At 74.4% G+C, this 12,886-nt stretch carries 12 protein-coding genes; 4 read left to right on the top strand and 8 right to left on the bottom strand.

The window, feature by feature from the left end; genetic code table 11:
* The first annotated feature begins 59 nt into the window (after positions 1-59).
* Together gndA and ABD160_RS17270 are read left to right on the top strand one after the other, a co-directional pair.
* Positions 60-1,496, top strand: coding sequence for an NADP-dependent phosphogluconate dehydrogenase (gene gndA / locus ABD160_RS17275; protein WP_344023618.1), 1,437 nt, complete (start codon positions 60-62; stop codon positions 1,494-1,496).
* Positions 1,497-1,534: 38 nt separating this feature from the next.
* Positions 1,535-2,029, top strand: a complete 495-nt coding sequence (locus ABD160_RS17270; RefSeq protein ID WP_344023616.1) for a DUF2127 domain-containing protein — start codon at positions 1,535-1,537, stop codon at positions 2,027-2,029.
* 138 nt (positions 2,030-2,167) lie between these two features.
* On the opposite strand, the gene ABD160_RS17265 is transcribed toward ABD160_RS17270, so the two are convergent.
* From ABD160_RS17265 to ABD160_RS17230, 8 genes are all read right to left on the bottom strand, one after another.
* Positions 2,168-3,451, bottom strand: coding sequence for a flavin-containing monooxygenase (locus tag ABD160_RS17265; RefSeq protein ID WP_344023613.1), 1,284 nt, complete (start codon positions 3,449-3,451; stop codon positions 2,168-2,170).
* A gap of 92 nt (positions 3,452-3,543) precedes the next feature.
* Positions 3,544-4,488: a pyridoxal-phosphate dependent enzyme gene (locus tag ABD160_RS17260; RefSeq protein ID WP_344023611.1), complete on the bottom strand. Its 945-nt coding sequence runs from the start codon at positions 4,486-4,488 to the stop codon at positions 3,544-3,546.
* A 38-nt stretch (positions 4,489-4,526) separates the two neighbouring features.
* The gene (locus tag ABD160_RS17255; RefSeq protein WP_344023609.1) at positions 4,527-5,111 is read right to left on the bottom strand and encodes a DinB family protein; all 585 of its coding nucleotides are present in this window, start codon (positions 5,109-5,111) and stop codon (positions 4,527-4,529) included.
* A gap of 3 nt (positions 5,112-5,114) precedes the next feature.
* Entirely contained in the window at positions 5,115-5,699 is a 585-nt protein-coding gene (locus tag ABD160_RS17250; RefSeq protein WP_344023607.1) for a DinB family protein, read from the bottom strand.
* Positions 5,700-5,830: 131 nt separating this feature from the next.
* Positions 5,831-6,139, bottom strand: coding sequence for a hypothetical protein (locus tag ABD160_RS17245; RefSeq protein WP_344023606.1), 309 nt, complete (start codon positions 6,137-6,139; stop codon positions 5,831-5,833).
* A gap of 11 nt (positions 6,140-6,150) precedes the next feature.
* Positions 6,151-7,863: a glycerol-3-phosphate dehydrogenase/oxidase gene (locus tag ABD160_RS17240; protein ID WP_425563626.1), complete on the bottom strand. Its 1,713-nt coding sequence runs from the start codon at positions 7,861-7,863 to the stop codon at positions 6,151-6,153.
* Between the two features lie 111 nt (positions 7,864-7,974).
* Positions 7,975-9,492 carry a glycerol kinase GlpK gene (gene glpK, locus ABD160_RS17235; RefSeq protein ID WP_344023604.1) on the bottom strand — a complete coding sequence of 506 codons (1,518 nt, stop codon included), beginning with the start codon at positions 9,490-9,492 and terminating at the stop codon, positions 7,975-7,977.
* A gap of 47 nt (positions 9,493-9,539) precedes the next feature.
* A complete protein-coding gene (locus tag ABD160_RS17230) occupies positions 9,540-10,391 on the bottom strand; it encodes an MIP/aquaporin family protein (RefSeq protein WP_344023602.1) in 852 nt (283 codons plus the stop codon).
* Between the two features lie 165 nt (positions 10,392-10,556).
* Here ABD160_RS17230 and ABD160_RS17225 point away from each other — a divergent pair, with 165 nt between their 5' ends.
* Together ABD160_RS17225 and glpK (ABD160_RS17220) are read left to right on the top strand one after the other, a co-directional pair.
* A complete protein-coding gene (locus tag ABD160_RS17225; protein ID WP_344023599.1) occupies positions 10,557-11,318 on the top strand; it encodes an IclR family transcriptional regulator in 762 nt (253 codons plus the stop codon).
* The gene (glpK, locus tag ABD160_RS17220) at positions 11,315-12,823 is read left to right on the top strand and encodes a glycerol kinase GlpK (protein WP_344023597.1); all 1,509 of its coding nucleotides are present in this window, start codon (positions 11,315-11,317) and stop codon (positions 12,821-12,823) included. The genes ABD160_RS17225 and glpK (ABD160_RS17220) overlap by 4 nt, the downstream gene beginning before the upstream one ends.
* The last annotated feature ends 63 nt before the right edge of the window (positions 12,824-12,886 follow it).

Here is a 12,886-nt window from a genome sequence, read left to right as displayed (position 1 = left end):
AGGATGGGGCAGGACGAACGGCGCGGCGCCGGCCGCGCCCGGCGAGACGGAGGAGCACGATGGCGGAGAAGAGCCGGATCGGGGTCACCGGGCTGGCGGTGATGGGGGCGAACCTGGCCCGCAACATGGCCCGCCGCGGCTTCACCGTGGCGGTGCACAACCGCACCACCGCGAAGACCACCCAGTTCATCGAGGACTACGGCCACGAGGGCGCCTTCACCGGCTCCGAGTCGCTGCAGGACTTCGTCGACGCGCTCCAGACGCCGCGCACGATCGTCGTCATGGTGAAGGCGGGCAAGCCGGTCGACGCCGTCATCGACGAGCTGGCGCCGCTGCTCGACGAGGGCGACATCATCGTCGACGCCGGGAACTCGCACTTCCCGGACACCGACCGGCGCACCGCGCACTGCGCGGAGCTGGGCCTGCGGTTCATGGGCATCGGCGTGTCCGGCGGCGAGGAGGGCGCGCTCAACGGGCCGAGCATCATGCCCGGCGGGGACCCGGCCGCCTACGCCGAGATCGCCGACGTGCTGACCGCGATCGCGGCGAACGTCGACGGCACCCCCTGCTGCACGCACGTCGGGCCGGGCGGCGCCGGGCACTACGTGAAGATGGTGCACAACGGCATCGAGTACGCCGACATCCAGCTCATCGCGGAGGCGTACGACCTGCTGACGCACGTCGGCGGGCTCTCCGCGCCGGAGATCGGGACGATCTTCGAGCAGTGGAACACCGGCGACCTCGAGTCGTTCCTGATCGAGATCACCGGCATCGTGCTGGCCAAGACCGACGAGCGGACCGGTGGGCCGCTGGTCGACGTGATCACCGACCAGGCCGAGCAGAAGGGCACCGGCCGCTGGACGGCGATCGACGCGCTCGATCTCGGCGTCCCGCTCACCGGCATCACCGAGGCGGTGTTCGCGCGGACGCTGTCCGCGCTGCGCGACGAGCGCCAGGCCGCGTCGACGACGCTGGCCGGGCCCGCGCCGAAGCCGGCCGCCGACGTGGACCGGCTGGTCGACGACGTCCGGCAGGCGCTCTACGCGTCCAAGGTGGTCGCCTACGCGCAGGGCTTCGCCCAGATGCGGGCCGCCTCGCAGGCCAACGGCTGGGACCTCGATCTCGGCGCGATGGCCCGGATCTGGCGCGGCGGCTGCATCATCCGCGCCCAGTTCCTGAACCGGATCACCGAGGCCTACGAGTCGCACCCCGATCTGGACAACCTGCTGATGGTCCCGTACTTCACCGAGGCCGTCGGGAACGCGCAGGACGCGTGGCGGCGGGTGGTGGTGACGGCGACCGAGCACGGTGTCGCGATCCCGGCGTTCTCGTCGAGCCTGAGCTACTACGACGGCTACCGCCGCGAGCGCGGCCCGGCGAACCTGATCCAGGGGCTGCGCGACTACTTCGGCGCGCACACCTACCACCGGATCGACGCCGACGGCGCCTTCCACACCCGGTGGAGCCAGGACGGCGCGGAGGTCCGCACCGACTGACCCGCCGGCGCGGGCGCCCCGGTCGCTAGGCTCGTGGCATGGCGCAACCGTCCGGGCCGCGGGCCGCGCGGCGGACCGAGCGGTTGTTCCGGATCGCGATGCTGGTCAAGGGCGTGGACGGGGCGGCCGAGCTGCTCGCCGCGATCGCCCTGCTGCTGGTCTCCGGGGACCGGCTGCACCGGGTGGTCGCGCAGGTGCTGGCCCGCGACCTGCTGGGCCCGCCGGACGCGCCGCTCGCCCGGCATCTCACGACGGCCGTCGACGACGTCGCGGGCGGCGGCCGGACGTTCGTGATCGTCTACCTGGCGCTGCACGGGGTGATCAAGCTGGCGCTGGTGTGGGCGTTGCTGCGCCGGTGGCTGCCGGCCTATCCGCCGGCCGTCGTGGTGCTGGGGCTGTTCGTGGTCTACGAGCTCGTGCACGCCTGGCACACCGGTTCGGTGCTGCTGCCGGTGCTCGCGCTGCTGGACATCGCGATCATCGTGCTGGTGGTGCGGGAGTACCGGCTGCTGCGCCGGGAACGCGCGATGTGACGGTGCGGGGTGGAGCGGGGGCAGCCGCGCCAGGGGGCCGGACCGCGCCGGGGCGGGCCGCGCCCGGGTGTCCGGGGCCCGAGCGGGGGTGGCCGCGCCCGGGTGTCCGGGGCCCGAGCGGGGGTGGCCGCGCCGCGGTCAGGCCGCGAGCGGGAGGTCGCGCAGTACCGCCCTGGCCGCGGCGCGCCCGGCCCGGTCCGCGCCGATCGTGCTGGCCGACGGCCCGTAGCCGACCAGGTGCAGCCGCGGGTCGGCGACCACCCCGGTGTCCAGCGGCTCACCCATCACGATCCCGCCGCCGGGCCCGCGCAGCCGCAGCGGCGCGAGATGCCCCAGCGCCGGACGCCAGCCGGTCGCCCACAGCACGACGTCGGCGGGCTCGGTGCTGCCGTCGGCCCAGCGCACCCCGTCCGGGGTGAGCGCGGCGAACATCGGCCGCCGCCGCAGCACCCCGCTCGCGATGCCCGCGCGGACCTCGGGGGTGAGCCCGAGCCCGGTCACCCCGACGACGCTGCGCGGCGGCAGCCCGGCCCGGACCCGCTCCTCGACCAGGGCCACCGCGGCGCGTCCGCGCTCGGCGTCGAACGGGCCGTCGTTCCACACCGGTTCGCGCCGGGTCACCCAGGTCGTCGCCGCGGCCTGCGGGGCGATCTCCAGCAGCAGCTGCACCGCGGTGATCCCGCCGCCGACGACGACCACCCGCAGCCCGGCCATCGCCGCCGGGCCCGGGTAGTCGCGGGCGTGCAGGCTGCGCCCGCGGAACGACGCCGCCCCCGGGTAGGCCGGGACGAACGGGCGGGTCCAGGTGCCGGTCGCGTTGATCACCCGGTCGGCGATCCAGGTGCCGCGGTCGGTCTCGACGGCCAGCGGGCCGGACCGGGCGGCCGGGGCGGGTCCGGGTGCGTGGGCGCCGGGGCCGCCGTCCGGCAGGGCGCCGGGCTCGCCGTCGGGCAGGGCGTCCGGCCCGCCGTCGGGCAGGGCGCCGGGCTCGCCGTCGGGCAGGGCGTGGGGCAGGGCGTCCGGCCTGCCGTCCGGCGGCGCGTCCTGCACCGCGTCCCGCACCGCGTGCACCTGTACCGGCCGGACCACCTGCAGGCCGGCGGTCCGCTCGATCTCGGCGAAGTACTCCGGCACCGCCTCCCGGGCCGGCCGGTCCGGATCGGCCCCCGGGTCGTCGAACCCGGATCGGACGCCCGCGAGGTCGTGGATGCCGTTGACGGTGCGCATCACCAGGGTCGGCCAGCGGTGCCGCCAGGCGCCACCCGGGCCGTCCTCGCCGTCGAGCACCACCATGTCCCGGCCGGGCACCAGCCCGCCGCGGCGCAGCCCGGCCGCCGCGGACAGGCCCGCCTGCCCCGCGCCGATCACCACCACCGCCACCCGTCCCACCCCCAGGGCAACGCCGCCACCACCCGCGCTCATCCCAGGTGATCCACAACGGTGATCGACAGCGGTGATCGACGGTTGTGGAGCGCGGTGCCCCCCACCCGGCCGCTGCGCTCCACAACCGGTGATCAGCCGGGGACGTCGGCGTTGCGGCCGCAGACCACCAGCGCGAGGCGGGCGCCGGGATGCCGTTCCAGGACCGTCCGCGCCGCGGCGACCAGGCAACCGGCGGCCGGCTCGGCCCAGATCCCGGCGTGTTCGGCGAACGCGACCGAGCCGGCGCGGGCGTCGGCGTCGGTGACCACCAGCACCTCCTCGACCAGCTCGCGGACGTGGTCGTAGGTCAGCTGGGACACCGACGGCGCGGACAGCGTGGTGACCGCCGAGGTGATCGTGACCGGGATCGGGCCGCCGGCGGCCAGCGCCGCGGACATCGCCTCGGCACCCACGGTCTCCACCCCCCACACCCGGGCTCCCGCGAGCAGCGCCCTGACCGCCACCGCCACCCCGGACAGCAGCGCCCCGCCGCCGACCGAGACCAGCACGTCGGTGGGCGGCTCGCCGAGGGCGATCGCGTCGCGGGCCAGCTCCAGCCCGACGGTGCCCTGCGCGGCGAGGGTGACCGGATCGTCGAACGGGTGCAGCAGCGTCATCCCGTCCGCCTGCAGCCGGGTGGCCAGCGCGAACGCCGCCGGGATGTCCGGGGTGAGCCGGACGTCCGCACCCGCCGCGCGGGCCGCGGCCACCGAGCGGGCCGGTGCGTTCTGCGGCATCACGACGACGGCGGCCACCCCGGCCGCGCCCGCCACGTCGGCGACGGCCAGGCCGTGGTTCCCGCCGGACACCGCGACCAGCCCGGCGGCGCGCTCGTCGGCGGAGAGCGTGGCGAGCTTCGCGAGCACCCCGCGCGGCTTGAAGGACCCGGTGCGCTGCAACTGTTCCAGCTTCAGCAGGACCGGGGCGCCGAGCAGCGCGGAGAGCCCGGGGGAGGGGACCGTCGGGGTGCGCAGCACGTCCCCGGCGATCCGGTCCGCCGCGGTCTCGATGTCGTCGAGGGTCACCAGATCGGCCATGGCCGCGACGGTAGTGACCGGGCCCGGCGCTGCGGGCGTCAGCCCATCGTCTTCCGGCCGTCGATGGTCTCCCGGATGATGTCGGCGTGCCCGCTGTGCTGCGCGGTCTCGCCGACGATGTGGGCGAACACCTGGCGGGCGCTCCAGTGCATGTCCTCCGGGAACCACGGCGCCGGCGGCAACGGGTGCGAGAGGTCCAGGTCGACGGTGGCGACGAGCTCGTCGGTGCGGGCGGCGGTCGCGGTGTAGCGGTCGAGCAGCGCGGCCAGGGTGTCTGCGTCGGTGTCGCTGTCGGTGTCGCTGTCGGTGTCGTCGAGGGCGAAGTCGTCCCGTTCGGCCCCCGGCTCCGCGGCCTGCTCCCAGCCGTCGGCGCCCTCGACGGTGCCGGTGAGGATGAAGTCCACCCAGCCCCGTTCGACGCCCTCGACGTGCTTGAGCAGCCCGGCCAGGGTCAGCGCGCTCGCCGTGGGGCGCCGCCGGGCGTCGGCGTCGGACAGTTCGGCGACGGTGTGCCGGAGCAGCATCCGGTGCTTGGCGAGGGTTTCGAGCAGGGTGCGGCGCTCCCCGTCGAGATCGGCGGGGACGGCGGCGAGCAGCTCGGACATGGAGTCGGCGGTGGTCATCGCTCAGCCCATCGTCTTCCGGCCGTCGATCGCCTCGCGGATGATGTCCGCGTGGCCGGCGTGCTGGCTGATCTCGGCGAGCACGTGGATCGCGACCCGCCGCACCGACCAGCTGACGCCCGGCTCGAACCACGGTGCCACCGGCAGCGGGTGCGCCGAGTCCAGGTCGGCGGAGCGCAGGACCTCCTCGGTGCGGGCGGCGACCTGCTCGACCCGGGCCCGCAGGTGCTCCAGGGTCTCGTGCTCGGCGAGCACGAACCGGGTGTCGGTCCACTCGGTCCCGGCCCAGCTGTCGTTCTCGGCGATCGCGTTCCAGTCGACGTCGTCGCCGTAGACCTCGTGCTCGGAGCCGAACGCGCCGGCACCCTCGACGGCGAACCGGAACCACTGCTCCTCGGTGTCCGCGACGTGCTTGAGCAGCGAGGCGATCGTCAGCGCACTGACCGTGCTCGCGGTGCGGGCCTGCTCCTCGGTGAGGTCCTGCGCGGTCTGCAGCAGGAACCCGCGGTGCCGCTCCAGGGTGGTGATCAGCTCGGCGCGCTCACCGGCCGGTGCCTGCTGCCCGGTGGTCTCGGCTGTGGCGTTCATGATCGGGTCGCCTCTCGGTCGTCGGGTGCCGTCCCGGTTCCCCCGGTCCGACGTGAACGACGCTAGGACCCGATGCGGACAGCTCCGGTCCTCGATGGGACACGGATCCGCATGTTCTGCGAGGACGGCGGTCACCGCCGCAGCGCGCGCAGGGCGTCCTCCCAGCGGGCGCGGCGGGCCGCCGCGTCCTGCTCCCACCACGGCGTCCCGCGCTCACCGAGACCGTGCTTGGCGGCGCCGACCCGCTCCCGGGCGGCGCGGACGCGGTCGTCGTCGCCGGTCCGCTTCCCCGCCCCGACCTCGGCGCGTGCCCGGCCGAGGTGCTGCTGCAGCTCGGCCCGCACGTCGTCGGGCAGCATCGGATCGGCGGCCCGCCAGCGGCGGCCCCGGACGACCACGTACCGGCCGTCCGGGGTCCGCCCGCATGCGGGACCGCCCATCCGCGGGGTCCTCAGCCGCTGACCGGCACCACGTCCGGCGCGCCGAGCCGGGCCGCGTCGGCCGTCTCGTCGTCGGGCATCCGCTGGCTCTCCCGCTCCGCCTCGACCCGCTTGACGTAGTGGTCGACCTCGCGGGCGACCTGCTCGTCGTTCCAGCCGAGCACCGGGGCGACCAGCGTCGCGACCTCCTCGGCGGCACCGGCACCCCGGTCGAACGTCTCGATCGAGATCCGGGTGCGGCGGGCCAGGATGTCCTCCAGGTGCCGGGCACCCTCGTGCGAGGCCGCGTAGACGACCTCGGCGCGCAGGTAGTCCGACGCACCGGCCAGCGGCTCGGCGAGCGTCGGGTCCTCGGCGGCCAGGTCCAGCACCTCCTGGATCAGCGAGCCGTACCGGCCGAGCAGGTGCTCGATCCGCCCCGGGTGCAGCCCGGACTGCGCGGCCAGCCGCGCGGTGGCGTTGCGCAGCGCGTGGAAGCCCTCGGCGCCCAGCAGCGGGACGTCCTCGGTGACCGACTTCGGGACCTTGGCGTCCAGGCCGTGCACGGCGGCGTCCACCGCGTCGCGGGCCATCACCCGGTACGTCGTGTACTTGCCGCCGGCGACCACGACCAGGCCGGGCACCGGGGTGGCGACGGCGTGCTCGCGGGACAGCTTGGAGGTCGACTCCGACTCACCGGACAGCAGCGGGCGCAGGCCCGCGTAGACGCCCTCGACGTCGTCGTGCGTGAGCGGCTGCTCCAGCACCTCGTTGACGTGCCGCAGCAGGTAGTCGATGTCGGCGGCGGACGCGGCGGGATGGGCCTTGTCCAGGTCCCAGTCGGTGTCGGTGGTGCCGATGATCCAGTGCCTGCCCCACGGGATGACGAACAGCACCGACTTCTCGGTGCGCAGGATCAGTCCCGAGTCGCCGCGGATCCGGTCCCGCGGGACGACCAGGTGGATGCCCTTGGACGCGCGCACCTTGAACAGGCCGCGCTCACCGGCCAGCGCCTGGGTCTCGTCGGTCCACACCCCGGTCGCGTTGATGACCTGACGGGCGCGGACGTCGATCCGCTCGCCGCTCTCCAGATCCTGCACGGTCGCGCCGACCACCCGGCCGGCGTCCTTGAGCAGCCCGACCACCCGCGCCCGGGTCGCCACGTGCGCCCCGTAGGCGGCGGCGGTGCGTGCGATGAACATGGTGTGCCGGGCGTCGTCGACCTGGGCGTCGTAGTACTGCAGGGCGCCGACCAGTGCGTCCTTGCGCAGCGACGGGACCACCCGGCGCGCGCCGCGCCGGGTCAGGTGCCGGTGGTGCGGCACGCCGCGCGAGCGCCCGGACAGGAAGCCGAGGGTGTCGTAGAGCGCGACACCGGCCCCGGCGTAGAGCCGTTCCCAGCCGCGGTGCTGCAGCGGGTAGAGGAACGGCACCGGGCGGACCAGGTGCGGCGCCAGGTGCTGGATGAGCAGCCCGCGCTCGGCGAGTGCCTCGGCGACCAGCCGGAAGTCCAGCATCTCCAGGTAGCGCAGGCCGCCGTGGACGAGCTTGGAGGACCGGCTGGAGGTGCCGGACGCGAAGTCCCTGGCCTCGACCAGGCCGACGGACAGGCCGCGGGTCGCGGCGTCGAGCGCCGCTCCGGCGCCGACGACACCTCCGCCGACCACGAGCACGTCGAGCTCACGGTCGCCCATCGCCTGCAGCGCCGCGGTACGGGCCTCCGGGGAGAGTGCCACCGATTTCATGATCGGACCCTTCTGAGTCGTTGCGTCACACGGGGACTACCCGTTCCAACAGCGTTCTGCGCCCGGATGTGCCCGGTGTCGCCCCGCGGGGCGACACCGGGCGGGCGGATGTCAGTCCACGTCCACCCAGTCGAGCGTCCGCTCGACCGCCTTCTTCCACTTCGCGTACCCGGCGTCGCGCTGGGCCTCGTCCCACTGCGGCTCCCAGCGACGCGCCTCGTTCCAGTTCTCCCGCAGCTCGTCGGTGGACTTCCAGAACCCGACGGCCAGGCCGGCCGCGTAGGCGGCACCGAGCGCCGTCGTCTCCGCGACGACCGGGCGGGACACCGGGACGCCGAGCACGTCCGCCTGGATCTGCATGCACAGCTCGTTGAGCGTGACGCCGCCGTCGACCTTCAGCACGTCCAGCGCGACGCCGGAGTCCTTCGACATCGCCTCGGTGACGTCGCGGGACTGGTAGCAGATCGCCTCCAGCGTGGCCCGGGCCAGGTGCGCGTTGGTGTTGAACCGGGACAGCCCGACGATCGCGCCGCGCGCGTCGGACCGCCAGTACGGCGCGAACAGCCCGGAGAACGCCGGTACGAAGTAGACGCCGCCGTTGTCCTCGACCTGGCGGGCCAGCGACTCCGACTGGGACGCGCCGGAGATGATCCCCAGCTGGTCGCGCAGCCACTGCACGGCCGACCCGGTGACCGCGATCGAGCCCTCCAGGGCGTAGACCGGGCGCTCGCCCTCGAACTGGTAGCACAGCGTGGTGAGCAGCCCGGACTCCGAGCGGACCAGCTCGTTGCCGGTGTTGAGCAGCATGAAGTTGCCGGTGCCGTAGGTGTTCTTGGCCTCGCCGGGGGCGAAGCACACCTGGCCGACGGTGGCGGCCTGCTGGTCACCCAGGTCGCCGGTGATCGGGACCTCGCCGCCCAGCGGCCCGGTCGCCAGGGTCGTGCCGAACGCGGTCGCCGACGACGACGGCTTGATCTCCGGGAGCATCCGGCGCGGGATGCCGAAGAAGCCCAGCAGCTCGTCGTCCCAGTCCAGGGTCTCGAGGTCCATCAGCATGGTGCGGCTGGCGTTGGTCACGTCGGTGACGTGCCGCCCGCCCTGGGTGCCGCCGGTGAGGTTCCAGATCACCCAGGTGTCGGTGTTGCCGAAGATCGCGTCGCCGTTCTCGGCGGCCTCGCGGACCCCGTCGACGTTCTCCAGGATCCACTGGATCTTCCCGCCGGAGAAGTAGGTGGCGGGCGGCAGGCCGGCCTTGCGGCGGATCACCTCGCCCTTGCCCTCGCGCTCCAGGGCGGTGGCGATCCGGTCGGTGCGGGTGTCCTGCCAGACGATCGCGTTGTAGTAGGGCCGGCCGTTGCGCCGGTTCCAGACGACGGTCGTCTCCCGCTGGTTGGTGACGCCCAGCGCGACGAGATCGGACGCGGACAGCCCGGTCTTGGTCAGTGCCTGCTGCAGGCAGGTGTTGGTGCGCTCGATGATCTCGATCGGGTCGTGCTCGACCCAGCCGGCCTGCGGCAGGATCTGCTCGTGCTCCAGCTGGTGGCGGCCCACCTCGTTGCCGGAGTGGTCGAAGATCATGAAGCGGCTGCTGGTCGTGCCCTGGTCGACGGCGCCGACGAACTCTGCCATTGAGCTCTCCTAAGGATGTGCGGGTCGGGTACGTGATCGGCCGGGCGTCAGACCCGCCCGACCTCCTGCGGGGCGTCCTCGGCCGGGATGTAGCGGTCGACCAGGAGCTTGAACAGCCCGCCGCCGACCAGACCACCGATGATCGGGGCCAGGATCGGCAACCACCAGTACTGGACGCCGTCGCCGGTCACCCAGGCGTTCTCGTAACCGGTGATCCAGGACGCCAGCCGGGGGCCGAAGTCACGGGCCGGGTTGATCGCGTAGCCGGCGTTCGAACCCCAGGCCATGCCGATCCCGACGACCAGCACACCGATCATGAACGGCGCCATGTTGGCCGCCGGTCCCTTGTTCCGCGGGTGCACCAGCGCGAAGATCACGAAGACCAGGATCGCGGTGCCGACCACCTGGTCGAGGAACGCCGTCTGGATGGTGGTGACGTCGGACGGGAAGGTCGAGAAGATGCCCTGGGTCTCGGTCAGGGTCGGGTCGACCGAGCGGATCAGGTCGGCGTAGGTGGCCCGCACGATCAGCGCCGCGACGAACGCGCCGAGGAACTGGGCGGCGATGAACGGGGCGACCTTCCGCCACGGGAAGCCGTCGTAGGCGGCGAACGCGATCGTCACCGCCGGGTTGAGGTGCGCGCCGGAGATCCGCCCGGCGACGTAGACGCCGAGCATCACGCCGATGCCCCAGGCCCACGCGATCGAGTCGTACTGACCGGCCGAACCGTCCGGTGTGGTGACCACCTGCGCGACGACGCCGACGCCGAACAGGATCAGGATCATCGTCCCGGCGAACTCGGCGCTCAGCTCGCCGAGCAGGGAAGGCGGCCGGCCGCGGGCCGGTGTGCTCGGTGCGGCGGCGGTCGCCCCGTCACCGGTCTTCTCGGAGCTCGTCATCGAACCCCCTCCTGGTGTCGTCCCAGCACGGGGCCGGGCGGCCCCGTCGCGTGCCCGGGGACGCTAGGAGCGACAGGGTCCCGCGGCAACGCGAGGCGTTCGGCGATGTCGAATGTTGCGGGTCGAACGGCCCATGATCGCTTTCCGGTGCCTAGGATCGGCGGCGTGGCCCGGCAGATCCAGTCGGTGGAACGGGCGGCCGCCCTGCTGCGGCTGCTCGGCGGAGCGGGGCGGCCGCTGGCGCTGGCGGAGCTCGCCGCGGCGCTGGACCTGCCGCGGCCGACCGCGCACGGGATCCTGCGGACGCTGCGCGAGGAGGGCCTGGTCGCGCAGGACGGCGCGTCCGGCCGTTACCTGCTGGGCGACGGGCTGGGCCGGCTCGGCACCCCGTGGGACCGGCACGACCTGCGGGCCCGGGCGATGAACTGGGCGGACGCGCTGGCGGCCGGCACCGGCTGTGCGGTCTACCTGGGGGTGCCCGCGGCGGACGGCCGCGGGGTGGACGTGGTGCACCACGTGTTCCGGCCGGACGGCAGCCCGCAGGAGCTGCGGACGAACACGGTGCAGCCGCTGCACGCCACCGCGTGGGGGCTGTGCCTGCTGGCGTTCGCGCCGGCGTCGGTGCGGGTCGTGGAGCCGCTGGACCGCTACACCCGGCGCACCGTCGTCGATCCGGTGGTGCTCGCCCGCGAGCTGACCGCGGTCCGGCGGCGCGGCTGGGCCGCCGACCCGGGCGGGTGGGAGCCGGGTGCGGGCGGGCTGGCCGTGCCGGTGCGCAGCGGGGGCGGGCTGACCGTGGCGGCGCTCGGCGTCGGGGGACCGGTGGAGCAGCTGTTCAGCGGCGACGGGCGGGCGCGGCCGGATCCGCTGGACGGGCTGACCGGTGCGGCCGCCGAGATCGCGGCCGGTCTGGAGGGGCTCGCGTGACCACCGTCCCGGCGTCCGAGCGGGTGGTCGCGGCGATCGACCAGGGGACGACGTCGACCCGCTGCCTGCTGTTCACCCGGTCCGGCCGGATGGTCGCGGTGGCCCAGCGCGAGCACCGGCAGCACTTCCCGAGCCCGGGCCGGGCCGAGCACGACGCGGCCGAGATCTGGCGGGCGGTGACCCGGGTGGTGCCCGCGGCGCTGCGGCAGGCCGGCCTCGGCCCGGAGAACGTCGCCGCGCTGGGCATCGCCAACCAGCGGGAGACGACGGTGATCTGGAACCGGCACACCGGCGTCCCGCTCGCCCGGGCGATCACCTGGCAGGACACCCGCACCGACGGCATCGTCGCCGGGCTGGCCGACGACGCCGGGCTCTACGCCCGGGTGTCCGGGCTCGGTCCGGCGACCTACTTCGCCGGGCCGCGGCTGCAGTGGCTGCTCGATCACGTGCCGGGCGCCCGGGACGGGGCCGAGCGGGGCGACGTGCTGTTCGGGACGATCGAGAGCTGGCTGATCTGGCGGCTGACCGGCGGCCCGGACGGCGGGGTGCACGTCACCGACGTCACCAACGCCAGCCGCACCATGCTGATGGACCTGCGCACCTGCGAGTGGTCGCCCCGGTTGTGCGCTGCGCTGCGGGTGCCGCCGGCGATGCTGCCGCGGATCGTGCCGAACGCGCAGGTCTACGGCAGGTGCGTCGGGATCCTGCCGGGGGTGCCGGTGGCCGGCGCGCTGGGCGACCAGCAGGCGGCCCTGGTCGGGCAGACCTGCTTCGCGCCCGGCGAGGCGAAGTGCACCTACGGGACGGGCGCGTTCCTGCTGAAGAACACCGGGTCCCGGATCGCCGGGTCGGACGCCGGGCTGATCCCGACCGTCGGCTACCTGTTCGGCGACGAGCCGGTGTACGCACTGGAGGGCTCGATCGCGATGACCGGGTCGCTGGTCCAGTGGTTCCGGGACGCGCTCGGGATGATCTCCACCGCGGCCCGGATCGAGACCCTCGCGCTGAGCGTCCCGGACAACGGCGGCTGTTACGTCGTCCCGGCGTTCTCCGGGCTGTACGCGCCGCGCTGGTCGCCGGACGCGCGCGGGGTGATCGTCGGGCTGACGTCCTACATCCATCGCGGGCACCTGGCCCGCGCGGTGCTGGAGGCGACCGCCTGGCAGACCCGCGAGGTGCTGGACGCGATGAACGCCGACTCCGGGCTCGGCGTCACCCGGCTCAAGGTGGACGGCGGCATGACGGCGAACCACCTGCTCATGCAGTGCGTCGCCGACGTGCTGGACCTGACCGTCGAGCGTCCGCTGGGATCGGAGGCGGTGTCGCTCGGCGCCGCCTACGCCGCCGGGCTCGCCGTCGGGTACTGGCCGGACCAGGAGGTGCTGCGCCGCAACTGGCACCGGGCCGCCGCCTGGGAGCCGTCGATGGATCCCGCCCTGCGCGACCGGGAGCACGTCAACTGGCAGCGCGCGGTGGAGCGCAGCATGGGCTGGGCCCGGCGCTGACCGGGTGGCCGCCCGGCCGGCGGGCATCGGCCCGTGCTCCGGCCGCGCCGTGCGGGATCGGGC

The sequence above is a fragment of the Pseudonocardia kongjuensis genome, assembly GCF_039526905.1.
In the GTDB taxonomy this organism is placed as follows: Bacteria; Actinomycetota; Actinomycetes; order Mycobacteriales; family Pseudonocardiaceae; genus Pseudonocardia; species Pseudonocardia kongjuensis.
This window is presented reverse-complemented; position numbering and strand designations above follow the sequence as displayed.